Source organism: Comamonas terrae (genome assembly GCF_001544075.1).
Classification (GTDB): domain Bacteria; phylum Pseudomonadota; class Gammaproteobacteria; order Burkholderiales; family Burkholderiaceae_C; genus Comamonas; species Comamonas terrae.
Genome location: NZ_BCNT01000003.1, coordinates 607,041 through 631,677, shown reverse-complemented (window position 1 = coordinate 631,677; position 24,637 = coordinate 607,041). Strand labels below are relative to the sequence as shown.

The window sequence follows — 24,637 nt, the reverse complement described above, 5'->3', positions numbered from 1 at the left end:
GGGGCGCCTAGCCGAAGGCGTCGTCCCCCTCCGGGGGGAAGGCGCGCAGCGCCTCAGGGGGGCAGTCCAACTCTCATCCACTGCCCGTAGCGCGGCGCCGGCAATGTCCATTGCGTGCTGTGGGGCAGCGCCGCTCCATGCCCGAGCAGCCATTGCACGCAGCGCGCCACGCCGGCATGAGCAATCCAGACGATGTGCTCCGCAGACTCGGCCCGGGCATCCTGCAGGGCGCTGTTCACCCGGGCCAGCATATGCGCCAGGGACTCGCCGCCGCCCGGTGCGTGCAGGGCCAGGTCGTCGGCCCAGGCGGCAATGGTTTCCTCGCCGATGGCATCCCAGTGCCTGCCTTCCCAGTGTCCGAAATCCATTTCCAGCAGACGCGCATCGGCCGTTGAGGTGAAGCTGGCATCCAGCCCTTGCAGGGCAAGCGCCAGCTGCTCGCAACGCCGTAGCGGGGAGTGGCGGATGACGCAGCCTTGCTGCAATGCGGCCAAGGCCTGGTGCAGCGACCGGGCGGCCTGCCGCGTGGCCTGGGGATCGACGGCCACGTCAAGCCGGCCATAGCAGCAGTCGGCGGCGACCAGGGGGCGGGCATGGCGTACCAGCCAGAGCGTTTTCATGCCAGGCGCTCCATGGTGACGAGCGCGGCGAGCAGCATGGCCAGTTCGCTGAGCTGCTGGCAGGCGCCCAGGCAATCGCCCGTCATGCCACCCAGGCGCCGGCGCAGCCAGCGTTGCACCCGCCAGGTGGTGACCGCCCCGGCAGTCAGCATGCCGGGTAAAAGATAGGGGGTGTGCAGCTGGCACAGCAGCCACAGGGCCGGCAGGCACCAGGTCGTACCCGCGAGCAGGCCCTTGCCGTCCAGCTGCCTGCCGGCGATATGCAGGGTCTTGCTGGTGGCTGCCAGGCCCACATGGGGCAGGGTGCGCATGAGCGCCAGCGGCGCAAGGCGCGAGAGCACATGCACGCAGCCGATCAGCACGGCGGCGGAGGCGGGCTGCAGCACGGCCACCAGGCCGGCCGTCAAGGCCACCTTGGCCAGCAAGGCCATGACCAGCGCCATGACGCCATAGGCGCCCACACGCGAGTCCTTCATGATCTCCAGCGCCCGCTCGGGCGGCACCATTCCGCCCAGGCCGTCGGCCACATCGGCCAGACCGTCTTCGTGAAAGCCTCCGGTCAGCCACAGAGTGCCCAGCGTGGCCAGGGCGGCGGCAATCAGCGGCATCCAGGGATTGGGCTGCAGCGCCCAGCCCGTGCCGGCCAGCACCAGTCCGGCCCACAGGCCGACCAGCCAGCCCACGCCCGGAAGATGGGCAGCGCTCTGGCGCTGCAGCTCGGGACTCCATCCCACCCAGGCCGCCAGCCGCCCGGTGACCGGAATGCGGCTGAAGAACTGCACGGCCAGCAGGAGATGGCGCACGGTTTGCATGGGTTCTGGATCAATCCTGAAAAGTGAGCTATCAGCGCTTTTCCATCAAGCGTTTGAGGCCAAAAAGACTTGAACTTTTACTTCAGGAAGAGCTGGTAGGCCGGGTTGTTGGTCTCTTCCACCCACGGGTAGCCCAGGTTCTTCAGGAAGGTGTCGAACTTCTTGCTGTCCTTGGCAGGCACCTGCATGCCCACCAGGATGCGGCCATAGTCCGCACCCTGGTTGCGGTAGTGGAACAGCGAGATGTTCCAGGTCGGCGCCATCAGGCTCAGGAACTTGAACAGCGCGCCCGGGCGCTCGGGAAAGACGAAGCGCAGCAGGCGCTCGTCGTGGGCCAGCGGCGAATGGCCGCCCACCATGTGGCGCAGGTGTTCCTTGGCCATCTCGTCGAAGGTCAGGTCGATGGCGTCGAAGCCGTTCTTCTGGAAGTTGCGGGTGATCTTCTCGGACTCGCCCTTGGCCGCCGTGGTCAGGCCCACGAAGACATGGGCCTTGTTCTCGTGGCTGATGCGGTAGTTGAACTCGGTCACGCTGCGCTGGCCGCCGGGCAGCTTGCCCACCACTTCGCAGAAATGCTTGAAGCTGCCGCGTTCCTCGGGAATGGTCACGGCAAACAGGGCCTCGCGCTCCTCGCCGACCTCGGCGCGCTCGGCCACGAAGCGCAGGCGGTCGAAGTTCATGTTGGCCCCGCACAGGATGGCGGCGTAGGTCTCGCCCTTGGTCTTGTGCCTGGCCACGTACTGCTTGATGGCGGCCACGGCCAGCGCGCCCGAAGGCTCAACGATGGAGCGGGTGTCCACGAAGATGTCCTTGATGGCCGCGCAGACGGCGTCGGTGTCCACCACCACATAGTCGTCCACCAGGTCCTTGGCGATGCGGAAGGTTTCCTCGCCCACCAGCTTCACGGCCGTGCCGTCGGCAAACAGCCCCACATCGGGCAGTTCCACGCGCTGGCCGGCGGTGACGGACTGGAGCATGGCGTCCGAATCCTTGGTGTGCACCCCGATGACCTTGATGTCGGGACGCACGGCCTTGATGTAATTGGCCACGCCGGAAATCAGGCCGCCGCCGCCGATGGCCACGAACACCGCATCCAGGCGCGGGCTGCCCAGTTTCTGCAGCTGGCTCAGCATTTCCATGGCAATCGTGCCCTGGCCGGCAATCACATCGGGATCGTCGAACGGGTGGACAAAGGTCAGGCCCTCGGTCTTTTGCAGCTTGACGGCATGCTTGTAGGCATCGGAATAGCTCTCACCCGCCAGCACCACCTCGCCGCCCAGTGCGGCCACGGCATCGATCTTGACCTGAGGGGTGGTCGTGGGCATCACGATCACGGCGCGGCAGCCCAGCTTCTTGGCGCCCAGCGCCACGCCCTGGGCATGGTTGCCGGCCGAGGCGCAGATCACGCCGCGCGCCAGCTGCTCGGCCGAGAGGTTGGCCATCTTGTTGTAGGCGCCACGCAGCTTGAAGCTGAACACGGGCTGCTGGTCCTCGCGCTTGAGCAGCACCTTGTTGTGCAGCCGGCGGCTGAGGTTTTTGGCGGGTTCCAGATCCGACTCCACGGCCACGTCATACACGCGGGCGTTGAGAATGCGGGTCAGATAGTCGGCGGGAGTCAGGGCGTTGGTCATCGTGCAAAGCAAAAGCAGGTCGTCCAGGCGGGGCTGGAGCTGGGAGCGCCGGCGGTGCAGCAGCAGGGAGATGGCACGGCGGCGCAGCCTGGCCATCATAGGCGCTTGCCTGTTGCGCTGCAGGGACGGCGCAGAAGTGCTGTTTTGCACAGGCAAAAAAAAGCCCCCAGACAGAAATCTAGGGGCTGAATCCACCATTAGAGGAGGTGGAGGAGACAATCGGTGCGATGCAGATCAGGGCTATCCATGAATCTGCAGTCCATCTGCGGGTTTCACCTCACAGGTAACGCTTGGGATGTATTGTATGGATTTTTATGCGGCGGTGCAAAAAAATTCGGGTTTTTCTGGATCTGATGCAAAATTGCAACAAATTTGAGAGGATGCAGCAATGGAATGCACGGTAAGTTGGACAGGCGCCACGACGGGAACGCGCTCTGGCATGGGTTTTGTGGCCGAGACCGGTAGCGGCCATATCGTCAACATGGATGGCGCGCCCGATGAAAAGACCCCGGCCAATGGCGGCCGCAACCAGGCGCCGCGCCCCATGGAGATGCTGCTGGCAGGCGCCGGCGGCTGCACGGCCTATGACGTGGTGCTCATCCTCAAGCGTGGCCGCCACGACGTGAGGGGCTGCAGCGTACAGCTGACTTCCGAGCGTGCGGAGACCGACCCCAAGGTCTTCACCAAGATTCACATGCAGTTCACGGTGACCGGCAGGAACCTGCCCTCCACAGCCGTCGAACGTGCGATTGCCATGAGCCATGACAAATACTGCTCGGCCACCATCATGCTGGGCAAGACGGCTGAAATCACCACAGGCTTTGATATCGTGGAAGCCTGATTGAGTGGACAGCCAACAGGAAGCGGGTCTGTGCGGCCGCTTCCTGTTCAAGGCGATCAGAGGCGGTGTGCCGTAACGGTCATCACCTTGGCCGCAATGCGCATCAGGCCCTGGGCGATCGGAGGCAGCTGCATTGCCCCTTCATCGATGGCCGCGGCTGCATGGCGCTCTTCATCTTCCTTCATGCGCTCCACCACAGCGCGCGAAGCCGCGTCCTCATCGGGCAGGCGGCCCAGATGGCTTTCCAGGTGCTTTGATACCTGGTTTTCCGTTTCCACCACGAAGCCCAGGCTGGCCGCGTCGCTGAGCTTGGCCGCTATCGTGCCGATGGCAAAGGCGCCTGCAAACCACAGCGGATTCAGCAGCGAGGGGCGGTCGCCCAGAGCATGCAGCCGCTCGCGCGTCCAGGCCAGGTGGTCCATCTCCTCGCGCGCCGCCTGCAGCAGGTGCTCGCGCAAGGCCATGTCTTTGGTCACCATGGCCTGGGCGTTGTACAGCGCCTGCGCGCAGACTTCGCCGACATGATTGACGCGCATCAATGCGCCGGAGAGCCTGCGCTGCTCCTCGATCAGGGGTGCTTCGGCAATACCATGGGCAGGAGAACGCTCGGCGGCCACGGGGTCGGCAAACAGGGTGCGGAGTGCTGCATCGGCAGCGGTCAGGAATTGGTCCATGGCAGATTGGAAAACGATGCGGATCTGTGCGCCAACGGTACATCAACGGGGCCGGCGCAGGGTTTGAGCCTGGGCAATCAATGCGGCAAAGCGTCAGGGACTGTACTGATTGTGCAGCACCGGATGTTTGTTGCGGCAGTGCAACGAAAACGCGTCGTATCGGCTGTTTTTGGGTGAATTTCTTTGCGCTTGGGGCGGGGGTCTGGTGCAATAGGCAACAACTTCCCCACCAGGAGGTTGGCGCGGGAAACCGGTGGAGCAGGAGACAAGTCTCTCTCCCATAGAACCGGCGCCCTTCTAAACCTTGGAGTAACTCGTAATGAAAAAATCTCTGATTGCCCTGGCAGTGCTGGCCGCTTCCGGCGCCGCAATGGCTCAATCTTCCGTGACCCTGTTCGGTATCGTTGACACCGGCATCTCCTACGTGAACAAGGACGCTGGCGGCAGCAACAGCCACTACGGCGTCGGCACCAGCGGCAACGCAACCAGCCGTCTGGGCCTGCGTGGCACGGAAGACCTGGGTGGCGGTCTGAAGGCCGGTTTCTGGCTGGAAGGCGAAATCTTCGGTGACAACGGCAACGCGAACGGTTTCAACTTCCGTCGCGAATCCACCGTGCGCCTGTCGGGCAACTTCGGTGAAGTTCGCCTGGGTCGTGAAACCACCCCCACGTTCCGTACTTCCCTGAAGTATGACGTGTTCGGCGCTACCGGTATCGGCCAGTTCATGGGCTACAAGGCATGGTCGGCTGTTCCTGCTGCTGGCATCGCTGATGCGGACACCATCCGTAAGGACAACATGCTGTCCTACTCCACCCCCAACTTCAACGGCTTCAACGCAAACATCAGCTACGCTTTCGATGAAAATGCTAGCGGTGCTGGCAAGTCTGGCCGTTACTTCGGTGGTAACGTCGGCTACGACAACGGCCCCATCAGCGCTACCCTGGCCTATGGCAAGCTGAATCTGGTTGGCGGTGACCGTGACGAAATCGAACTGGGTGGTTCGTACAACTTCGGCGTGGCCAAGCTGACCGGTCTGGCACAGCAAGTGAAGTACAAGTGGGACGGCGCTCCTAGCCAGAAGTACAACAACTACATGATCGGTGTGTCCGCTCCTGTGGGTGGCGTGGGCGAAGTCAAGGCTCAGTACGCCTACTACGACCAGAAGGGCAATGACACCAAGGCTCAACAGCTGTCGCTGGGCTATGTGCACAATCTGTCCAAGCGTACTGCTCTGTACGGCACGGTGTCCTACCTGAAGAACAACGACAACTCCGTTCTGGGCCTGAAGGCTAAGGGTGTGTACGATGGCAACGTGCTGGCTGGTGTGAACCAAACCGGCGTGCAAGTTGGTATTCGCCACGCTTTCTAATCTAATGCTGGCTTAAGCCAGTATCTGCTTAGACAAGAAAAAGGGCCTGTCGCAAGACAGGCCCTTTTTTCATGGTGCCAATCAAAGGGAAAACACGAAGAAGGGAAAGCCTGAGAGGGAAAGGCCTGTGTTGCGCTTGTGCAAATGGTTATGTGAGGAAACCAAGCATTTCTAGAATGCAAGTTCCACCAACCATTATTAACAAGAGAGAGACAACGCAATGGCTTCTTCATTTGTGAAAACAACAATTGCAATGGCTGTTCTGGGAGGAGCGGCATCTCTGGCCTCGGCGCAAAGTAGTGTGCAGCTGTACGGCATTGTGGATGCGGCAATCCGGCATACCAATAACGAAGGCCCCAACAAAGCTGGCCTGACGAAAATGATCGGCGGCGGCATGTCGCAAAGCCGCTGGGGTATCAACGTCACCGAGGATCTGGGTGGCGGACTGTCGGCCATCGCGAATCTGGAAAACCGCTTCACCACCGACGATGGTGTGACTCCTGCACCAGGGCTCACCTATTTCGCGCAATCCTGGGTGGGCCTGCGCAGCAAGAGCTTTGGCCAGCTCACCATGGGTCGCCAGTACAACATCCTGTTCGATCTGGTGACGACGTCCTATGCCTCTTTCCCGTATTCCCCCTATATGGAGGCCTATAAGCCCGAGCTGGGTATGGCCATGGGCGCGCGTGCCAACAACATGCTCAAGTATGTTGCCGAGTTTGGTCCCGTGCGAGCCGGCCTGCAGTATTCCTTTGATGAAGGCGAGACCGTTGCCAAGAGGGGGGCATTTGCTCCGACCCCTGGCACTGCGCTGAAGACCGCGGGTGGCTATCTGCGCTATTCCAACCAGGGAATTTCTGCCGGCGCCGCGTATCTGAGCACCACGTTGCCCGGCGGCACCAAGGTGGATGCCTATACGCTGGGTGGCTCCTATCGCACGGGCCCCTGGTATCTGATGGCCGGTTATGCAGCGAACAAGCGCAAGGATTTGCAGGGTGGCCCAGCCAATAATGCGGTGGATATCGGCGTTCTCAATTCCTTCTGGACAGGTGCTTCGAACGGAGGCTTTGTCGCAGGCGCCAGTCCGCTGAATGCCGCCAACAAGCGGGAAATGTTCAAGATCGGCTTTGGTTATCAGATCACGCCTCAGCTGAACGCTGGACTGCATTACTACCATGCCAAGCAGAAAGGTTCTGCGACCGGTGACTTCAACGGCAAGGCCGATTTCATCGTGGCGGTTGCAGACTATGCATTCTCCAAGCGTACCGATGCCTACTTCGGCATCGACCACACCAAGGTTAGCGGGGGCGCTGGCGTGGCTCTGGATGGTACCAATGGCGCCACGAAACGGACCGGTATCACCGTGGGCTTGCGTCACCGTTTCTAAAAAGCGCAAGGCCGCAAAAAAGCTCCCTATGGGAGCTTTTTTGCTCAGGTGTAGCGCTTGGCGCGCAGGTTGTCCTTCATCTGTTCCAGCGCCGGCTGCAGTGCCGGGCCGATGCGCAAGGCGACGCAGGTGGCAAGCACGTCAATGATCAGCAGGTGCAGCAGGCGCGAGACCATGGGGCTGTAGCGGTCGTAGCCTTCGGGGTGGTCGGCGGCCAGGTGGATCTGGCAGGCAGACGCCAGGGGGGAGCCGCTGGCCGTGATGGCGATGGTGGTGGCGCCGTTCTTGCGGGCAATGTCGGCCGCATCCATGAGGTCGCGCGTACGGCCGGAGTTGGAGATGATGACCACACAATCGCCGGGACCCAGCAGGGTGGCGCTCATGACCTGCATGTGGCCGTCGCTGGTGGCCAAGCTGGTCACGCCCAGGCGAAAGAATTTGTGCTGGGCATCGAGGGCCACGATGCCCGAATTGCCGGCTCCATAGAACTCTATGCGCCTGCCCGTCTGCCAGGTCGCGGCAATCGCCTGGGCGGCTTGCTCGATGGCCGTGGTGCTGGCTGCGTTTCGGTATTGGAGAAAGGCGGCCACGGCGTTGTCCACCACCTTCACCATGACATCGGCCGTCTTGTCGTCGCTGTCCACGCTGCGGTGGATGAAGGGCACGCCTTCGCTGACACTTCCGGCCAGTTTCAGCTTGAAGTCGGCCAGGCCGTCATAGCCCATGCTGCGGCAAAAGCGCACCACGGTGGGTTTGCTGACGTGGGCGCGTTCGGCAAGCTCCCTGACCGGCAGATGGGCAAATGCACGGGGATCGGCAAGCACCAGTCGGGCAACCCGCTGCTCGGCGGGTGCAAGTGAGGGAAGTGAGGCGGTGATGCGATCCAGCATGTTCGATGTTCGGGCAGCGGAAACTCTATCCAGAAAAGTCTCCGAAAGCTTCAAGCATAAGGCGTGAGCATTGGTGGCGGCAGCAAAATAGCTGAATGAAAAAGGCGTATCGGCGCTTGCCGAGGGTTAACAAGTGGTTATCCAGGCCGCCGGCTTGCGAATATCGGCCCGGGTGGGCTCTAAACTTGATGGTCTATGGATGTGACGGCTTTGGCCGCACTTTATAACCAACCGTTGGAGTATGTATGAACCAGTTGGAAGCTCTGCGACAGTTCACGACCGTGGTGGCCGACACGGGAGATTTTCATCAACTGGCTCAGTTCCGTCCCCAGGATGCGACAACCAATCCGTCGCTGATCCTGAAAGCGGTGCAAAAGCCCGAATATGCGCCTCTGATGCGGACGACGGTGGCGCAGTGGAAAGGCCGCTCGCTTGACGAAATCATGGACCGCATGCTGGTGCGTTTCGGCTGCGAGATCCTGGACCTGATTCCGGGCCGTGTATCCACCGAGGTGGATGCGCGCCTGTCTTTCGATACCGACGCCACGGTGGCGAGGGCCGAGCGCCTGATAGAGCTGTACCAGGCCAGCGGCGTGCATGTCGACAGGGTGCTGATCAAGATCGCCTCCACCTGGGAAGGCATTGAGGCCGCGCGCCTGTTGGAGCAAAAAGGCATCCATACCAATCTGACATTGCTGTTCTCGTTCTGCCAGGCGGTCGCCTGTGGTCAGGCCAGAGTGCAGCTGATTTCGCCGTTTGTCGGCCGGATCCATGACTGGTACAAAAAGCAGGCCGGTGCCCAGTGGGATGAAGCCGCGATGGCGGGCCATAACGATCCCGGCGTGGCTTCCGTGCGCAGGATCTACGAGCACTACAAGCACTTCGGCATTGCGACCGAAGTGATGGGCGCGAGCTTTCGCAACACGGGGCAGATCCTGGCCCTGGCCGGATGCGATCTGCTGACCATTGCGCCCGAACTGTTGGCGCAACTGGCCGCCGTGGATGTGGCGGCAGCACCGGTGGCGTGTGCGCTCGACGGCGCGCAGGCTGCGAAGCTGGCACTGGAGCCGGTGCATTACGATGAAAGCAGTTTCCGTTTTGCCCTGAACGAAGATGCGATGGCAACGGAGAAGCTGGCCGAAGGCATCCGGGCTTTCGCTGCCGACACCCGCAAGCTGGAAGCATTGATGCAGCAGGCTGCGGACTGAGGAGTTTTTTCTTGACCTTGTTATGCCATGGTCTGCCGGCCTGGAAGGCTTTGCAGACCCACCACCGCGAACAGATGCTGTCCATGGATCTGCGTGCGGCTTTTGCGCAGGACGGCGCCCGTCTTGCCAATCTCAGCATGCAGGCGCCGCATGTGTTTGCCGATCTTTCCAAGAATCTCTGGAGCGCGGAGACGGAGCGGCTGCTGCGCGACCTTGCCAGGCAAAGCCAGGTGCAGGAAAAACGCGATGCCATGTTGGCCGGCGCAGCGGTGAATTGCACGGAAGAGCGGGCCGCCATGCACTGGATGCTGCGCATGCCCCGGGATGGAGGACTGCTGCAGCACAATGCCGTGCGGCAAGCGTGGGCTGTTGCCATGGAAGAAGCCCTGGCCGAAGTGCATGAAACCCGGGCAGCCATGCTCGCGCTTGCAGAGCAGGTAAGGGCGGACGACAGCATTACTGACATCGTCAATATCGGCATCGGTGGCTCGCATCTGGGGCCCGAAGTCGTGGTCAATGCGCTGGAGGACTGGGTCGACACCGGCAAGTGCTTTCACTTCGTCTCCAATGTCGACGGGCATGAGCTGGGCCATGTGCTGCGCAAGGTCCGGCCGCACAGCACGCTGTTCCTGGTCGCTTCCAAATCCTTCACCACGGCGGAGACCATGCTCAATGCGCGCTCGGCGCGGCAGTGGTTTCTGGATCAGGGCGGCAGCGAGGACCCGGCAGTTGCATGCTCCATCGACCGGCACTTTGTGGCACTGACCAGCAATGTGCAGGCCGCGGCAGAGTTCGGTATCCGGCGCACGCTGGGCTTCTGGGATTGGGTCGGCGGCCGCTTTTCCCTGTGGTCTGCCATCGGTCTGCCGATTGCGATCGCCGTGGGGGCCCGGCAATTCCAGGCCATGCTCGATGGCGCGCATGCCATGGATGCCCACTTCTTTACAGCGTCCATGGACCAGAACCTGCCCATGCGCCTGGGACTGCTGGATGTCTGGTACCGGGATTTCTGGAATTTTTCCAGCCGCTGCATCGCTCCCTACAGCCATGGCTTGCGGCGCCTGACGGCCTATCTGCAGCAGCTGGAGATGGAGAGCAACGGCAAGGGCGTGACGCGTGACGGCCAGCCCCTGGCCGTGAAAACGGCGCCCGTGATCTGGGGCGAACCGGGCACCAACGGCCAGCATGCCTTCTTCCAGATGCTGCACCAGGGCCAGGACGTGATTCCCGTGGAGTTCATTGCCTTGAGTGACGGCGGCAAATACCTGGGCGCGCACCACCAGAGCCTGGTGGTCAATGCGATTGCCCAGGCCCAGGCCCTGATGGTGGGGCGTGACGGCGAAGGCGCCGAGAAATACTGTCCGGGAAACCGCCCCAGCACCTTCTTGCTGCTGCAGCAGCTGGATCCGGCCGCATTGGGGGCATTGATCGCGCTGTACGAGCATCGCATCTTTGTTTCCGGAGCGGTCTGGGACATCAACAGCTTTGACCAGTGGGGCGTGGAGCTGGGCAAACAGCTGGCCAGGCAACTGAATGCGCGCCTGGAAAGCGGGGACTGGAATGGCGTGGATGCGTCCACGCTGGGCCTGATGCAGCGCCTGACGGCCACGCAAGCCTGCTGAAGCTGTCTTGTGTGGCAGTAGCGCTGTGATGCTCCTGATAAGGTAGCGGCTAGCGTCTACCTGACTTGCGCTTGGAGCTGTTTTGATCCGCAAATAGAAAAGGCCGCAAGATGCGGCCTTTTTTATCGAGGGGGAAGCTGAATGGCATTGCAGCCATCCAGCAAGCCGGCGGGCAATTACATGCCCATGCCGCCCATGCCACCCATGCCGCCCATGTCGGGCATGGCAGGGGCTGCGTCAGCCTTGGGGGCCTCGGCAATCATGCACTCGGTGGTCAGCAGCAGCGAAGCCACGGAAGCGGCGTTCTGCAGGGCGGTGCGGGTCACCTTGGTGGGATCCAGGATACCCATTTCCAGCATGTCGCCGTAGGTGTCGTTGGCAGCGTTGAAGCCGTAGTTGCCCTTGCCGTTCAGCACGGCGTTCACGACCACCGAAGGCTCGCCACCGGCGTTGGCCACGATCTCGCGCAGGGGCGCTTCCACGGCCTTGAGCACCAGCTTGATGCCGGCGTCCTGCTCGGCGTTGCCGGTGGACAGCTCGCCCACGGCTTGCTTGGCGCGCAGCAGGGCCACGCCGCCGCCGGCCACGATGCCTTCTTCCACGGCAGCGCGGGTGGCGTGCAGCGCGTCTTCCACGCGTGCCTTCTTTTCCTTCATTTCGACTTCGGTGGCAGCGCCCACCTTGATCACGGCCACGCCGCCGGCCAGCTTGGCCACGCGCTCTTGCAGCTTCTCGCGGTCGTAGTCGGAAGTGGCTTCCTCGATCTGGATGCGGATCTGCTTGACGCGGGCTTCGATTTCCTCGGCCTTGCCGGCACCGTCGATGATGGTGGTGTTTTCCTTGCCGATCTCGACGCGGGCAGCCTGGCCCAGGTCTTCCAGGGTCACCTTGTCCAGCGACAGGCCCACTTCTTCAGCGATCACCTTGCCGCCGGTCAGGATGGCGATGTCTTCCAGCATGGCCTTGCGGCGGTCGCCGAAGCCGGGAGCCTTGACGGCCACGACCTTCAGGATGCCGCGGATGGTGTTGACCACCAGGGTGGCCAGGGCTTCACCTTCGACGTCTTCTGCAATGATCAGCAGGGGACGGCCGGCCTTGGCCACGGCTTCCAGCGTGGGCAGCAGGTCGCGGATGTTGCTGATCTTCTTGTCGAACAGCAGCACGAAGGGGTTGTCCAGCAGGGCAACCTGCTTTTCAGGGTTGTTGATGAAGTAGGGCGACAGGTAGCCACGGTCGAACTGCATGCCTTCCACGACGTCTAGTTCGTTGGCCAGGCTCTTGCCTTCTTCCACGGTGATCACGCCTTCCTTGCCGACCTTGTCCATGGCCTGGGCAATGATCTCGCCCACGTCGGAGTCGGAGTTCGCGGAGATCGTGCCCACCTGGGCGATTTCCTTGGAGGTGGTGGTGGCTTTGGATTGCTTCTTCAGCTCATCCACCAGGGCGGCGACGGCCTTGTCGATGCCGCGCTTGAGGTCCATGGGGTTCAGGCCGGCGGCCACGTACTTGGAGCCCTCGCGCACGATGGCCTGTGCCAGCACGGTTGCGGTGGTGGTGCCGTCGCCGGCGATGTCGTTGGTCTTGGAGGCCACTTCCTTCACGAGCTGGGCGCCCATGTTCTGCAGCTTGTCCTTCAGTTCCACTTCCTTGGCCACGGACACGCCGTCCTTGGTCACGGTGGGGGCGCCGAACGAGCGCTCCAGCACCACGTTGCGGCCCTTGGGACCCAGGGTGACCTTCACGGCGTTGGCCAGGATGTTCACGCCTTCGACCATGCGGGCACGTGCTTCACCACCGAAAACTACGTCTTTTGCTGCCATTTTTGGCTCCTAAGAATTTGATTCAATTTGGCTGCCAGTGCTTTCTCATGAAGCGCTGGAAGCTATGAAAATAAGAGTAACTGTATGCGGGTGCTTTTGTCTGCAGCCGGGCTTGCAGCCCTTGACTTCGCTATGCGAAGTCAGCCTTCGACGAAAGTGATTGCCCGCAGGGCCATCACTTTTCGACGACTGCGAACAGGTCGTCTTCCTTCATCACCAGCAGCTCGTCGCCGTTGACCTTGACGGTCTGGCCGCTGTACTTGCCGAACAGAACGCGGTCGCCGACCTTCACGTTCAGGGCGATGGTTTCACCCTTGTCATTCTTCTTGCCGGGGCCCACAGCCAGCACCTCGCCCTGATCGGGCTTTTCGGCGGCGTTGTCGGGGATCACGATGCCCGAAGCCGTCTTGGTTTCGTTTTCGAGGCGCTTGACGATCACGCGATCGTGCAGGGGACGCAGGTTCATACCAACTCCTAATTCATCAACAAAGTTGAAACAAGACTTGCCAGCCGCAAGGACCGGCTTCCGGAAGATATGGGATCAAGAGCCTGTTAGCACTCGACCCCGTTGAGTGCTAATAATAAGGCAAATTCTGGCAGTTTCAAGAGCCACATGACCGGCATTGCAGGGGATAGGGCCGCAGGCCGGCAGGCTTTGGTGGACAAGCGCCGCCTTGAGTCTTTCCCGGGGCGCCTGCGCGTCCGGTTTTACCCTGCAAGGTCGGCATTTATTGTGAAAAGCCCGGCCTGCCTGCCCTGTGCGATACGCGCAAGGGCCCTGACCGGCTCAATAATGGCGGGCAGAAAAGAGCGGTGCCGCCACGTTCGGGTGCACGGTTGCCCCGGGTAAGCCGCTGATGGTATGTCTGACACTGTTGTTTTGCGCGGGCCCGAGCGGCCGGATTTGCTGCGCCACGAGGTGCTGGCCGACATCTTCGAGGCCACCGCCTCTGCCCATCCCGAGCAGACGGCGTTGATCGAGGGGCAGGGCGGGCAAGCGCGCCAGCGCAGCTATGCCGAGCTGGATGCCGATGCCGGCCGCGCCGCGCACCGGCTGATCGAGGCCGGCATCCGCCCCGGCGACATGGTGGGCCTGTGGCTGCCGCGCGGCATCGAGCTGCTCACGCTGCAGCTGGCCATCGCCAAGACCGGCGCGGCCTGGCTGCCCTTCGATGCCGAGACCCCGCCCGAGCGCATCGCCACCTGCCTGGAAGACGCCCAGGCCAAGGCGCTATTGGTTGCAGAGCGCCAGGCGCACGTGGTGCAAGCACAAGAGGGCATTTCGGCCCTGATTCTTGCCGACACCGAACTGCTCGCGCCGCTGCCCGCGGGCACCGTGCCGCGCCGGCGCGAAGGCGCGCTGCCCGGGCACCCGGCCTATGTGATCTACACCAGCGGCTCCACCGGCAAGCCCAAGGGCATCGCCATCACCCAGGGCAGCATCTGCCACTTCCTGCGCAGCGAGAACGCGCGCCTGGGCGTGCACCTGGGCGATAAGGTCTACCAGGGCTTCTCGGTGGCCTTCGACATGTCGTTCGAGGAGATCTGGATCAGCTACCTCGTCGGCGCCACGCTGTGGCTGGCGCCGCGCGAGATCGCCGGCGACCCCGAGGCGCTGCCGCGCGCGCTGATCGAGCAGCAGGTGACGGTGCTGCACGCCGTGCCCACACTGCTGGCGCTGTTCGCGCAGGACGTGCCCAGCCTGCGCCTCATCAACCTCGGCGGCGAGATGTGCCCGGAATCGCTGGTGGCGCGCTGGGCCAACCGGGATGGGGGTGGCACGCGGCAGATGTTCAACACCTACGGCCCCACCGAGGCCACGGTGTCGGCCAGCCTGGCCGAGCTGAAGGCCGGCGAGCCGGTGACCATCGGCACGCCGCTGCCCAACTATGGTCTGGTGGTGGTGCAGGTGATCGAGCCCGACAGCTTTCCGGCGGGCACGGCACCCGCGCTGGTCGGCCTGCCGCAGGGTGAAGTCGGCGAGCTGTGCATCACCGGCCCCGGCGTGGCCGCCGGCTACCTGGGCCGCCCCGAGCTGACGGCCGAGAAGTTCCTGGCCAACCCCTGGGCCAGCGGCCCGCACGACACGCGCCTGTACCGCACGGGCGACCTGGCGCGCATCGACGAGCACGGCCAGATCCACTGCCTGGGCCGCGCCGACGACCAGGTCAAAATCCGGGGCTTTCGCGTCGAGCTGGGCGAGATCGAGGCCGTGCTGGCACAGCAGCCGGGCGTGGGTACCACGGCGGTGCTGCTGCGCAAGGACGATGGCATCGACCAGCTGGTGGCCTTCTATGTGCTCTCCGAGGTTCCGGGCGCCGCTGCGCCGCCCACGCATACGGCATTGCGCAGCGCGTTGGCCGAGCGCCTGCCGCCCTACATGGTGCCCGCGCGCTTCGAGGCGCTGGCCGAGATGCCGCGCCTGACCTCGGGCAAGATCGACCGCAAGGCGCTCAAGGCGATGGCGCTGTCCACCGCGGTGGACCTGTCTGGATCCGACACGCCCGAGACCCCGGCCGAGGAAGTGCTGTTCGCCGCGCTGGCCCAGCTCTTCCCGGGCCAACCCATCCGCCGCGCGCTGGATTTCTTCAGCGACCTGGGCGGGCATTCGCTGTTCGCGGCGCGGCTGACCTCGCTGTTGCGCGCCGACGAGCGCTTTGCCGAGGCTTCGGTCAGCACCATCTATCAGCAGCGCCGCGTGGGCGCGATCGCCGAGGCGCTGCAGGTGGCCATGCCGCAGGGCGATGCGGTAGCCGCCGAGCGGCCGTTCCGCCTCCACTCCGCATGGCGGCGCTGGCGCTGCGGCGCGGCGCAGGCGGTAGCGATCCCGCTGCTGGTGCTGATCAAGATGGCGCAGTGGCTGGCGCCGTTCTTCACCTACCACTTCTTCACCGGCGACGAATCGGATTCCGTCGCCTTCGCCGTCGCCATGTCGGTGCTGGCGTTCGCCATCGCCACGCTGGCCGAGTTCGGCATCGCCTGGGCCGGCAAATGGCTGGTGGCCGGGCGCCTGAAGCCCGGGCGCTACCCGCTGTGGGGGGTGACCTACTTCCGCTGGTGGTTCGCCGACCGGCTGGTGGAGGCGGTGCCGATCGCCATGATCACCGGGTCGTCGCTGCACCCGCTGTGGCTGCGTGCGCTGGGCGCAAAGGTGGGGCGCGAGGCCAACCTCGGCTCGATGACGGTGCGCGCCCATGACCTGCTGGCCATCGGCGACGGCGTGAGCGTCGGCAATGCGGTCAACCTGGAGAACGCCCGCGTCGAGGGCGGCGAGCTGGTGCTGGGCCGCATAGACATCGGCAACGAGGTCTGCATAGGCTCGTACGTGGTGGTCGAGGGCAACACCCGGCTGGAAGACTGGTCTCACCTCGAAGGCCAGTCGGCGCTGGCCGATGGTATGGTGCTGCCGCCGCGGGCCATCTGGGCGGGTTCTCCTGCACGCGCCGTGGGCGATTTCGACCCTACCAGCCTGCCGCCACGCCAGGTCGTGGGGCATGTGCGCAAGGCCTGGGAGAAGTTCGTCTTCCTGGTCGGCGGACTGCTGGTGGCCACGCTGTTCTTCATGCCGGTGTTCCCCACCTTCATGCTGATCGACGTGCTCGACGTGGATGCAATCTCGGTGCGGCCGCTGATCGAGCAGGGTGTGGTCGACGCGGTGGGCGCGTTCGTGCTGCGCTTTCTGAAATTCTTTGTGCTCGCGCTGCCGTCCAGCGCGGTGCTGGTGGCTTGCACGGTGCTGGTGGCCGCGCTGGTGCGTTACCTGTTCCTGCCGCGCACCCGGGCCGGCAGCTGGTCGGTCCACAGCGGCCGCTACCTGGGCAAGTGGCTGGTCAACCAGATCCAGGAGGCCAGCCTGGCCACGCTGCACGGCATTTACGCCACGGTGTACTCGTCCACCTGGTATCGGCTGCTCGGCGCCCAGGTGGGCCGGCAGACCGAGCTGTCCACCGCGCTGGGCGTGGTGCCCGACATGCTGACGCTGGGCGACGAATGCTTTGTGGCCGACGCGGTGATGCTGGGCGACGAGCACATCGACGGCGGCTGGATGACGGTCAAGCCCACGGTGGTGTCGCGCCGCAGCTTCATCGGCAACGGCGCCTACGTGCCCGACGGCTCGACCATCCCCGAGAACGTGCTCATCGGCGTGATGACCGCCGTGCCGCGCAACGCCGACATGCAAAGCGGCGACACCTGGCTGGGCGCGCCCGCCATCAATCTGCCGGCACGCGAGGTGGTCCAGGGCTACCCCGAGCACCTGACCTTCGCGCCGTCGCCCTGGCGGCGCCTGGGCCGCGGCCTGGTCGAGGCCTTCCGCATCGCGGCGCCGCATGCGCTGGTCATCGCCGTGGGCTACGCCATCGTGCTCGACGCCATGCCGCTGGCTTCCGAGGGGCGGTGGGGCGATGTGGTGGTGGACCTGGCCGTGTCGGGCGTGGTCTTCGGCATGGCGGCCTTCTTCCTGGTGGCGCTGTTCAAGTGGCTCACCGTGCGGCGCTACGACAAGAAGGCCGTGCCCATGTGGACGCCCTTCGTCTGGCTCTCCGAGGCCGCCACCAACATGTACGAAGGCATGGCCGTGCCCAACTTCCTGCGCTACCTGCGCGGCACGCCCTGGCTGCCGCTGGCCATGAACCTGATGGGCAGCCGCATTGCCGCCAGCGCGTGGCTGGACACCACCGACATCACCGAGCACGACTGCGTGACCATCGGCGCACACAGCGAGCTGAACGCGCTGTGCTGCCCGCAGACCCACCTGTTCGAGGACCGCGTGATGAAGATCGACCATGTGGTGATCGGCAACCGCGTGACCATGGGCGCCCGTTGCACCGTGCTGTACAGCGCCCGCGTGGGCGACGGCGTGCAGCTCGGCCCGCTGACCCTGGTGATGAAGGGCGAGGCCCTGCCCGCGCGCACGCGCTGGGAGGGCGCGCCGGCAGCCCCGGCCCGGGCCTGATGGCGATCCAGCCCTGCACCTTTGATGGCTGGGAGCAGGCCGGCGCACCGCAGGTGTGGCTGGTGCAAGGACTGGCAGAGGACCGCGATCAGGCGCGCCAGCAGGCTCGCGCCGCATTGCGCGCCTGCCTGGCGCCGGCGCTGGGCTGTGGGGCAGATGCGTTGCAGGTCACCAATGTGCGGGGCCAGGCGCCGCGGCTGCTGATGCGCGGCAGGCCGTTGCCTCAGTCGCATTGCTCCATCAGCCATGCGCCGGGGCTGGCGCTGCTGGCATGGCGCCGGGAAGGTCCGGTCGGTGTGGATATCCAGGCGCTGGATGGCTTTGCACCCCGCAGGGAACTGGAAGCGGTGGCGCATCTGTTTCTGGCACAGGAAACTGCCAGGATGCTGATGGATACTGCGCTAGATGCTCTCTTTTTCGAGAAATTCACCCAGGCCTGGACGCTGCACGAAGCGCGTCTCAAATGCGCGGGCCTGGATCTGGTGGAGTGGAGCGAAAGGCTGCCGACGCGGCTGGCGCAGATGCGCAGCGCGGCGGTGCTGCTGGCCCGGGGCTATGCAGGCGCCGTGGCCTGGCGGTGAAGGCCGCCCGCTGCCGCCGGCAGGATGCCGTTTCCCGCGCGCGGCCGATGGCCGTTATTCGACGGGGAAGGGATTGTCGGTCTGCTTGATCGTGTACAGATCGCGGTTCTTGCCTTCGATCCACTTGGGCGGCTTGCCGCGGCCGGTCCAGGTCGCGCCGCTCTCGGGATCGTAGTACTTGGCCTCGACTCTTTTCTTTTCCTCGGGCTTCCAGGGAAAGACCTGCTGGGCGGTGAAGCCGAAGGTGCTGATCAGCTGCTTGACCGTGGCCAGCGCTTCCTTGGCCTCGGCATGGCGCGCCTGCTCGATGCGCTTGTCGAGTTCGTTTTTCTGGGCAAGTAGTTCCTGGTAGCTGGGCATGCTGTGATTCCTGGGGCCGCTGGTCACTGCAGAGGCCATTTTTGTTTCAAAACGTGCGATTTTGGGGCAGGCAGGACCGGCCTGCATTGTTGATGGTGCGTATTTACTTTTTGCATCATCTGGCCCGGAGCCGCCGGCCGGCTGCGCTGGCCGGGCGCGTCAGGCGACGGCCTTTTCCTTGCCCCGGGCCAGGGCCTGCAGGGCTTCGCCCGTCAGGCGATAGCGTATCCATTCGTTCTGCGGCAGCGCGCCCAGGCTGTCGTAGAACTCGATGGAGGGCGTGTTCCAGTCCAGCACGCTCCATTCGAAGCGCCCGCAGTCGCGCTCCACGGCAATCTGCGCCAGATGCTGCAACAAAGCCTTGCCTGCGCCATGGCCGCGCGCATCGGGCGTGACATACAGGTCTTCGAGGTACAGCCCGTGCTGTCCCAGCCAGGTGGAATAGTTGAAGAAGTAGACCGCAAAGCCGACGGGCCGGCCTTCGGCTTCGCAGATCAGGCCGAAGACCGACGGATTCGCGCAGAACAGCGTGCGCCGTACATGCTCGGGCGTGGCCAGCACTTCATGCTCGGCTTTTTCGTAGATGGCCAGCTCGCGGACAAAGTGCAGGATGAGGTCTGTGTCTTGCTCGGTGGCGGGGCGGATGATGGCTTTGCTCATGCACTAAAATATAGAAGAAAACGCCCGCAGGCGCTTTCTCCACCTGCGGTAGCAGCTATGTTTTTGGGGTCAAGCACTGCGGGCTGCCGCCGGTCGTTCCCGTGGCTGCTCGTTCGACAGCGCAATGGGCAGGAACTGGCACAGGATCTGGAAATGGTCCTCGAAGAATTCGCCTTCCATCTGCGGCAGGTCGGCCACCGGCACCCAGCGCGCCTGCGCCGCATCGTCGGCGCCCTGCACGGGCGGCAGGCCGGGCTGAACGCCCAGGTCCAGATAGTGCACATGGGTGATGGTGCGCCCGCGCAGGCTGCGGTCGGGATGGTCGAAGACCTGCACGGTCTGCAGCGCGGCCAGCAGGTCGGCCTCGCTGATGGCCGAGCAGGTCTCCTCGCGCAGCTCGCGCACGCAGGATTGCCAGAGGCTGTCGCGTTGCTCGAGAAAACCGCCGGGCAGTGCCCAAAGGCCCTTGCCGGGCGCATGGCCGCGCTGGATCAGCAGCACCTGGTCATGGCCGCGCGGATCCTTGCTCGGTATGCGGCAGCGCAGCAGCGCGTCCACGGTCACGAAGACCGGCGCATAGGGGGCTTGGGACCAGGCCTGTTTGTAGGCGCTGAGCATGCGCCATTCCTGCTGCATGCGGGCGTAAAGCGGCGTCTGCGCCCACCGGCGCAGGAATTGCAGCGTGCTGTCGGGCACCTGGGCGGACAGCCGGGCCAGTGCCGACTCCAGCGCCTGAGGCGAGGCGTCGCCATCGCCCAGGAAAATGTCGCGCAGCGGCGTGGCATCGAACTGGCCCAGGCGCGGCAGGCTGATCAGCTCCCAGCCCGGAAAGCGCGCCAGGTAGCTGCTGCTCGCATCCTTGAAATGGCCGACCAGCGCCACGCTGGCGCCTTCGGGCACATGGGCTCCGACGGCGTCGCGCACGGCCTGCACCCACAGCGGCTCGTTGTAGTAGTCGCGCACGGGCACGCAGTGCACGCGTCTGGCGTCGTCCGGCGAAAGCGCTTCGTGCAGCATCTGCGCGCGCTCCTGCCAGCTGAAGGGGTTCTTGGGATTGGGCGCCTGCCAGGCACTGCCCAGCACCACCACCACCTGGCGGGCCCGCTCCAGCGCCGCATGCAGCAGCGCCATGTGGCCGTTGTGCAGCGGCTGGAAGCGCCCGATCAGCACGGCCGTATGCACCGGCGTGGACGTGGGCAGTGTTTCGGGCGAGGCAGTGACCAGGCGGGTGCTGGAGAGGGAGGCGCTGGCTTGTGGCATGGGATGGAAGCGAAATGGGGAGTCGGCTGGCGACCCCGGGAGTCTGGAGGCGTTGAAGTTACTCGTAGTGTGCAGCAATCGGCATCTGCCGGCCCGTTCCGAAGGCGCGCGGCCGCACGCGCAGCATGGGCGGTGCCTGGCGGCGCTTGTATTCGCTGCGGAAGACGAGCTTTTGCACGCGGGCAATCAGCTCGCTGCCGCCGGGCTGCTCCCGGAGCTGGGCCACGAACTGTGCGGCATGCTCGTATTCGGCGCCGGACAGGTGGTGGCCCTCGATCTGCCATTTGAGGATTTCGTCGAGCACCGGGTAGGGCGGCAGGCTGTCCTCGTCCTTCTGGCCTGGCGCCAGTTCTGCCGACGGCGGCTTGGCGATGATGGCCTGCGGGATCAGCTCGCGGCCCGCGCGCTCGTTGATGTGGCGCGACAGCGCGAACACCTCGGTCTTGTACAGGTCGCCCAGCAGGCCCAGGCCGCCGTTGGTGTCGCCGTACAGCGTGCAATAGCCCACGGAGACTTCGGACTTGTTGCCCGTGGTCAGCAGCAGGTGGCCGAAGGCGTTGGAAAACTCCATCAGCGTGGTGCCGCGCGCGCGGGCCTGCAGGTTCTCCAGAGCCAGTCCCTGGAGCGGTTCGCCGAAGCTGGCCTCGAACTGGCGCGCATAGGTGTCGACCAGCTCCTTGATCGGATGCTCGTAGAGCCGTATGCCCAGATTGCGGCACAGCTGCACCGAGTCGTCCACCGAGCCGCTGGACGAGTAGCGCGAGGGCATGGTGATGGCCACCACGTTGTCGGCGCCCAGCGCATCCACGGCCAGGGCCAGGGTCAGCGCCGAATCGATGCCGCCCGAGCTGCCCACCACCACCTGCCGGAAGCCGCAGCGACGCGCATAGTCGCGCAAGCCCAGCACGATCTGCTGGCGGTAGAACTCCATGGTGGGCAGGCCCTGGGCCGCGACCGGCGGCAGCGGCTCGCCGCCCAGTGCGAGAAAGCGCCCCTGCTCGTCCAGTTCCAGCGTGCAGACATCCTCCTCGAAGCGCCTGGCCTCGAACACCACGCCACGGTCGGGAACGACGGCGAACGAGGCGCCGTCGAACACGATCTGGTCCTGGCCGCCGATCTGGTTCACATAGAGGATGGACAGGCCGTGGCGCTGCGCGGCCTGGGCGAACACCTCGTGGCGCTGCTCGCGCTTGCCCAGATGGCTGGGGCTGGCATTGATGCTCACGACCAGGTCCGGCGCCGCATCGCCCATGCGCACAAAGGGGTTGGTGGCGTAATCCGCGCCCCGGTCGTTCCAGCCGTCTTCGCAGACCAGAAAACCGACCTGGCTGCTGCCGATGCGCAGCACCTTGGCGGTATCGGCGCCGGGCTCGAAGTGGCGGCGCTCGTCGAAGATGTTGTAGGTGGGCAGCAGCTGCTTGTCGTAGCGCAGGCGGATCTGGCCGTTGTGCAGCACCAGCAGGCTGTTGTGCAGCGGCTTGCCCGGGCCCTGGGCGCGCGTGGGCGCGCCGACCACCCAGTGCAGCTGCGGGAACTCCCGCGTGGCCTGCAGCAGGTCGTGCAGGCCCTGCTGCAGGCGCTGCAGGAAGTCGGGCTCGTCCAGCATGTCGCCGGGGTAGTAGCCGCACAGCGACAGCTCGGAGAAGACCACCAGTTGGGCGCCGTCGCGGTGGGCCTGGCGTGCGGCCTCCGTCATGCGCCGGATGTTGCCGGCGATGTCTCCGACCATGTAGTTCAGTTGGGCGATGGTGACGCGCAGCATGGTTCTCTCCTGGTTAGCGGTGGATGGCGGTGCCGCAGGCCTGGGCGACGGGATCGGGAATGCCGAAGACCTGGCGCAGATAGGCCAGATAGGTCTCGTCGTTGCACAGCGTCTTGCCCGGCGAGTCGGATATCTTGGCCACGGGCTGGCCGTTGGCGCGGGTGAGCTTCATCACGATGTTGATGGTGGTCAGGCCCATGTCGTTGGTCAGTCGCGTGCCTATGCCGAAGCCGCACTGGATGCGGTCGGCAAAGCGGTGGTACAGGGCCAGCGCCATGTCCAGGTCCAGCCCGTCCGAGAACACCAGGCGCTTGTTCTGCGGATCGATGCGCAGCCGGGCGTAGTGGGCCAGGGCCTTTTCGCCCCATGCGAACGGATCGCCCGAGTCGTGGCGCAGGCCGTCGAACAGCTTGGCGAAATACATGTCGAAGTCGGCTAGGAAGGCATCCATGCCCACGGTGTCGGTCAGCGCGATGCCCAGGTCGCCGCGGTATTCCTGCACCCAGTCCTCCAGCGCGGCGGTCTGGAAGTCGCGCAGCCGCACGCCCAGGGCCTGGTAGCTTTGCAGGTATTCATGGGCCATGGTGCCGATGGGCACCAGGTTCAGGTCGCGCGCCAGCAGCACGTTCGAAGTGCCCTTGAACCACTGCGAGGTCTCCTGGGCGAATGCCTGCACCACCTCGCGCTGCCAGGCGCCCGAATAGCGGCGGCGCACGCCGAAGTCGAACAGCTCGAAGGGGTTGCGCAGCCTGGCTTCCACGGCCAGGTGCTTGAGCTGCCCGATCTTGCTGGCCAGGCGCCTGCGGCCTTCCGCCAGGGCGGCCTCGGCATCGAAGCGGCGGAAGTACAGCTCGTTGACGATGGCCAGCACATAGATCTCGAAGCCCATCACATGCACCTGCGGGCCGCGCGCCACGATGTGCAGGGTGTCGCCCTCGGCCCAGGCGCGGATGAAGGCGCGCTGGAACTGGAAGATGCGCAGGAAGTCGATGAAGTCGCTCTTCATGAAGCGCAGGCTGCCGATATAGGCCAGCTCGTCGGGCGCGAAGCGCAGAGCGCACAGCGCGTCGAGTTCGCGCTCCACCTCGGGCAGCAGCTCGGCCAGCGGAAAGGCCGTGGGCGTGCGGCAGACGAATTCGTATTCGGCCTCGGTCTGCGGGTGGCGGTGCAGCATGGCCTGCCACATGGTGAATTTGTAGAGGTCCGTGTCCAGCAGGCTGGTGATGATGGGTGTCATGCCGGTTTTTCTTGAAAATGTGAGCTGCGAGCGCTTGACGGACAAGCGTTCGAGGCCTTTGGGGCTTAGAGGGAAAAGCTGGCGCTGGTCTCGCAGCGTACACCGAGCGCGCGCATCTGCTGCAGGAAGCCGGCATGGGCCTGCTCGAAGCCGCCCACGGGGCTCATGCAATCCGTCAGCAGCACGATGCGCCCGTGGTCCTGGCTGCCCCATTGGTCCACGATGTGCTGCGTGGTGGCGCGCACGCAGTGGCTGCTGGCCTCGCCGGCGATCACCAGCGTGCCGCTTTCGCGCAAGCGCTGCAGCAGCGCGGTGTTGAGGCCGGTTTCGGCGTCCTGCGGGTCGGGCACTTCGGCGCGGATGGCGCTGTAGTGCTCGGTCCAGGGATTCATGCCCTTGAACACATGGTGCACGGCGCGCTGCCGGGTCTGCTGCCACCGGCGGCAGGCCGCCAGGATGTCGGCGTGCACGCCATGGCCCCAGCTGCCGATCTCGCAGTGCAGGGGCCACACCATGAGGGTGTAGCTGCCCTGGGCCTCGAGCGCATCCAGATAGGCCAGTGTGCGCGGCAGGACGGCGGCATCCCGGGGGAGAAAGTCGCCGGCGCGCACCTGGGCGGCGGTGATGGCGGTGAAGGGCGCTACCGGCTCGCCGCCGCGCTGCTGCCAGAAAGCCGGATGGGCGATGTCGTAGGCCTGGTGGGAGTCCAGCGTCACCGTGATCTGGCCGAGCGCACTGCCTTGCCGGTCAATCCAGTGCGCGAGGCGTTGCATGTCGGCATGGGCGCCGGCCACGGGCAAGCTGGGGGCAACCGCCTCTCCCGTCAGCGGCGAGACAGGCCACCAGCTGCGGGGCAGGTCGCAGAAGTCGTTCTGGGGGTCGATGATGAGTAACTGGGTGCTGTGGCTCATGCTGCGCTCCTTGGATGCCTTGCAGTCTACGCTTGTTA

General features: G+C 64.7%; 20 protein-coding genes. 7 read left to right on the top strand and 13 right to left on the bottom strand.

What is annotated here, in order from left to right; translation table 11 throughout:
* Positions 1 to 53: 53 nt before the first annotated feature.
* The 3 genes from Cte04_RS06225 to ilvA form a co-directional block, all read right to left on the bottom strand.
* Entirely contained in the window at positions 54 to 620 is a 567-nt protein-coding gene (locus tag Cte04_RS06225) for a histidine phosphatase family protein (protein ID WP_066473761.1), read from the bottom strand.
* Positions 617 to 1,432 carry an adenosylcobinamide-GDP ribazoletransferase gene (gene cobS, locus Cte04_RS06220; protein WP_066473758.1) on the bottom strand — a complete coding sequence of 272 codons (816 nt, stop codon included), beginning with the start codon at positions 1,430 to 1,432 and terminating at the stop codon, positions 617 to 619. The genes Cte04_RS06225 and cobS overlap by 4 nt, the downstream gene beginning before the upstream one ends.
* A gap of 77 nt (positions 1,433 to 1,509) precedes the next feature.
* Positions 1,510 to 3,063 (bottom strand): threonine ammonia-lyase, biosynthetic, encoded by a 1,554-nt coding sequence (gene ilvA, locus Cte04_RS06215; RefSeq protein WP_066474069.1) that lies wholly within the window; start codon positions 3,061 to 3,063, stop codon positions 1,510 to 1,512.
* A 388-nt stretch (positions 3,064 to 3,451) separates the two neighbouring features.
* On the opposite strand from ilvA, the gene Cte04_RS06210 reads away from it, so the two are divergent.
* On the top strand, positions 3,452 to 3,904 hold the full coding sequence (locus Cte04_RS06210) for an OsmC family protein (RefSeq protein WP_066473748.1): 453 nt from the start codon (positions 3,452 to 3,454) through the stop codon (positions 3,902 to 3,904).
* A 56-nt stretch (positions 3,905 to 3,960) separates the two neighbouring features.
* On the opposite strand, the gene coq7 is transcribed toward Cte04_RS06210, so the two are convergent.
* Positions 3,961 to 4,578: a 2-polyprenyl-3-methyl-6-methoxy-1,4-benzoquinone monooxygenase gene (gene coq7 / locus Cte04_RS06205; protein WP_066473746.1), complete on the bottom strand. Its 618-nt coding sequence runs from the start codon at positions 4,576 to 4,578 to the stop codon at positions 3,961 to 3,963.
* Positions 4,579 to 4,897: 319 nt separating this feature from the next.
* Here coq7 and Cte04_RS06200 point away from each other — a divergent pair, with 319 nt between their 5' ends.
* Both Cte04_RS06200 and Cte04_RS06195 read left to right on the top strand, forming a co-directional pair.
* Positions 4,898 to 5,947 (top strand): porin, encoded by a 1,050-nt coding sequence (locus Cte04_RS06200; protein WP_066473743.1) that lies wholly within the window; start codon positions 4,898 to 4,900, stop codon positions 5,945 to 5,947.
* A gap of 220 nt (positions 5,948 to 6,167) precedes the next feature.
* Entirely contained in the window at positions 6,168 to 7,334 is a 1,167-nt protein-coding gene (locus Cte04_RS06195; RefSeq protein ID WP_066473740.1) for a porin, read from the top strand.
* A gap of 44 nt (positions 7,335 to 7,378) precedes the next feature.
* Here the strand turns inward: Cte04_RS06195 and Cte04_RS06190 are convergent, their stop codons facing one another.
* Positions 7,379 to 8,224 carry a MurR/RpiR family transcriptional regulator gene (locus Cte04_RS06190; RefSeq protein WP_066473736.1) on the bottom strand — a complete coding sequence of 282 codons (846 nt, stop codon included), beginning with the start codon at positions 8,222 to 8,224 and terminating at the stop codon, positions 7,379 to 7,381.
* Between the two features lie 245 nt (positions 8,225 to 8,469).
* Here Cte04_RS06190 and tal point away from each other — a divergent pair, with 245 nt between their 5' ends.
* Positions 8,470 to 9,432 carry a transaldolase gene (tal, locus tag Cte04_RS06185; RefSeq protein WP_066473733.1) on the top strand — a complete coding sequence of 321 codons (963 nt, stop codon included), beginning with the start codon at positions 8,470 to 8,472 and terminating at the stop codon, positions 9,430 to 9,432.
* 11 nt (positions 9,433 to 9,443) lie between these two features.
* Positions 9,444 to 11,054 (top strand): glucose-6-phosphate isomerase, encoded by a 1,611-nt coding sequence (pgi, locus tag Cte04_RS06180; protein ID WP_066473730.1) that lies wholly within the window; start codon positions 9,444 to 9,446, stop codon positions 11,052 to 11,054.
* 176 nt (positions 11,055 to 11,230) lie between these two features.
* On the opposite strand, the gene groL is transcribed toward pgi, so the two are convergent.
* Both groL and groES read right to left on the bottom strand, forming a co-directional pair.
* Entirely contained in the window at positions 11,231 to 12,874 is a 1,644-nt protein-coding gene (groL, locus tag Cte04_RS06175) for a chaperonin GroEL (RefSeq protein WP_066473725.1), read from the bottom strand.
* A gap of 175 nt (positions 12,875 to 13,049) precedes the next feature.
* Positions 13,050 to 13,340 carry a co-chaperone GroES gene (gene groES, locus Cte04_RS06170; protein WP_066473722.1) on the bottom strand — a complete coding sequence of 97 codons (291 nt, stop codon included), beginning with the start codon at positions 13,338 to 13,340 and terminating at the stop codon, positions 13,050 to 13,052.
* A 396-nt stretch (positions 13,341 to 13,736) separates the two neighbouring features.
* Here groES and Cte04_RS06165 point away from each other — a divergent pair, with 396 nt between their 5' ends.
* Both Cte04_RS06165 and Cte04_RS06160 read left to right on the top strand, forming a co-directional pair.
* Positions 13,737 to 17,828: a Pls/PosA family non-ribosomal peptide synthetase gene (locus tag Cte04_RS06165; RefSeq protein ID WP_066473718.1), complete on the top strand. Its 4,092-nt coding sequence runs from the start codon at positions 13,737 to 13,739 to the stop codon at positions 17,826 to 17,828.
* The gene (locus Cte04_RS06160; RefSeq protein WP_066473715.1) at positions 17,828 to 18,409 is read left to right on the top strand and encodes a 4'-phosphopantetheinyl transferase family protein; all 582 of its coding nucleotides are present in this window, start codon (positions 17,828 to 17,830) and stop codon (positions 18,407 to 18,409) included. Before Cte04_RS06165 ends, Cte04_RS06160 begins: the two co-directional genes overlap by 1 nt.
* A gap of 54 nt (positions 18,410 to 18,463) precedes the next feature.
* Here Cte04_RS06160 and Cte04_RS06155 read toward each other — a convergent pair whose 3' ends face one another.
* The 6 genes from Cte04_RS06155 to Cte04_RS06130 form a co-directional block, all read right to left on the bottom strand.
* The gene (locus tag Cte04_RS06155; RefSeq protein ID WP_066474068.1) at positions 18,464 to 18,769 is read right to left on the bottom strand and encodes an H-NS histone family protein; all 306 of its coding nucleotides are present in this window, start codon (positions 18,767 to 18,769) and stop codon (positions 18,464 to 18,466) included.
* A gap of 159 nt (positions 18,770 to 18,928) precedes the next feature.
* Positions 18,929 to 19,429 (bottom strand): GNAT family N-acetyltransferase, encoded by a 501-nt coding sequence (locus Cte04_RS06150; RefSeq protein ID WP_066473703.1) that lies wholly within the window; start codon positions 19,427 to 19,429, stop codon positions 18,929 to 18,931.
* 69 nt (positions 19,430 to 19,498) lie between these two features.
* On the bottom strand, positions 19,499 to 20,689 hold the full coding sequence (locus Cte04_RS06145) for a bifunctional nicotinamide-nucleotide adenylyltransferase/Nudix hydroxylase (protein ID WP_066473695.1): 1,191 nt from the start codon (positions 20,687 to 20,689) through the stop codon (positions 19,499 to 19,501).
* A gap of 58 nt (positions 20,690 to 20,747) precedes the next feature.
* Entirely contained in the window at positions 20,748 to 22,451 is a 1,704-nt protein-coding gene (locus tag Cte04_RS06140; protein ID WP_066473692.1) for an NAD+ synthase, read from the bottom strand.
* Positions 22,452 to 22,464: 13 nt separating this feature from the next.
* A complete protein-coding gene (gene pncB / locus Cte04_RS06135) occupies positions 22,465 to 23,688 on the bottom strand; it encodes a nicotinate phosphoribosyltransferase (RefSeq protein ID WP_066473690.1) in 1,224 nt (407 codons plus the stop codon).
* A 65-nt stretch (positions 23,689 to 23,753) separates the two neighbouring features.
* The gene (locus tag Cte04_RS06130) at positions 23,754 to 24,599 is read right to left on the bottom strand and encodes a cysteine hydrolase family protein (protein WP_066473688.1); all 846 of its coding nucleotides are present in this window, start codon (positions 24,597 to 24,599) and stop codon (positions 23,754 to 23,756) included.
* Positions 24,600 to 24,637: the final 38 nt, after the last annotated feature.

Bases quoted from the DNA above. Each gene is read 5' to 3' on its own strand.
- ilvA (WP_066474069.1), bottom strand. From the start codon at position 3,063: ATGACCAACGCCCTGACTCCCGCCGACTATCTGACCCGCATTCTCAAC.
- coq7 (WP_066473746.1), bottom strand. From the start codon at position 4,578: ATGGACCAATTCCTGACCGCTGCCGATGCAGCACTCCGCACCCTGTTT.
- Cte04_RS06155 (WP_066474068.1), bottom strand. From the start codon at position 18,769: ATGCCCAGCTACCAGGAACTACTTGCCCAGAAAAACGAACTCGACAAG.
- cobS (WP_066473758.1), bottom strand. From the start codon at position 1,432: ATGCAAACCGTGCGCCATCTCCTGCTGGCCGTGCAGTTCTTCAGCCGC.
- pncB (WP_066473690.1), bottom strand. From the start codon at position 23,688: ATGACACCCATCATCACCAGCCTGCTGGACACGGACCTCTACAAATTC.
- Cte04_RS06210 (WP_066473748.1), top strand. From the start codon at position 3,452: ATGGAATGCACGGTAAGTTGGACAGGCGCCACGACGGGAACGCGCTCT.
- Cte04_RS06140 (WP_066473692.1), bottom strand. From the start codon at position 22,451: ATGCTGCGCGTCACCATCGCCCAACTGAACTACATGGTCGGAGACATC.
- Cte04_RS06225 (WP_066473761.1), bottom strand. From the start codon at position 620: ATGAAAACGCTCTGGCTGGTACGCCATGCCCGCCCCCTGGTCGCCGCC.
- Cte04_RS06190 (WP_066473736.1), bottom strand. From the start codon at position 8,224: ATGCTGGATCGCATCACCGCCTCACTTCCCTCACTTGCACCCGCCGAG.
- Cte04_RS06150 (WP_066473703.1), bottom strand. From the start codon at position 19,429: ATGAGCAAAGCCATCATCCGCCCCGCCACCGAGCAAGACACAGACCTC.
- Cte04_RS06195 (WP_066473740.1), top strand. From the start codon at position 6,168: ATGGCTTCTTCATTTGTGAAAACAACAATTGCAATGGCTGTTCTGGGA.
- groES (WP_066473722.1), bottom strand. From the start codon at position 13,340: ATGAACCTGCGTCCCCTGCACGATCGCGTGATCGTCAAGCGCCTCGAA.
- Cte04_RS06145 (WP_066473695.1), bottom strand. From the start codon at position 20,689: ATGCCACAAGCCAGCGCCTCCCTCTCCAGCACCCGCCTGGTCACTGCC.
- tal (WP_066473733.1), top strand. From the start codon at position 8,470: ATGAACCAGTTGGAAGCTCTGCGACAGTTCACGACCGTGGTGGCCGAC.
- groL (WP_066473725.1), bottom strand. From the start codon at position 12,874: ATGGCAGCAAAAGACGTAGTTTTCGGTGGTGAAGCACGTGCCCGCATG.
- Cte04_RS06165 (WP_066473718.1), top strand. From the start codon at position 13,737: ATGTCTGACACTGTTGTTTTGCGCGGGCCCGAGCGGCCGGATTTGCTG.
- Cte04_RS06200 (WP_066473743.1), top strand. From the start codon at position 4,898: ATGAAAAAATCTCTGATTGCCCTGGCAGTGCTGGCCGCTTCCGGCGCC.
- Cte04_RS06130 (WP_066473688.1), bottom strand. From the start codon at position 24,599: ATGAGCCACAGCACCCAGTTACTCATCATCGACCCCCAGAACGACTTC.
- Cte04_RS06160 (WP_066473715.1), top strand. From the start codon at position 17,828: ATGGCGATCCAGCCCTGCACCTTTGATGGCTGGGAGCAGGCCGGCGCA.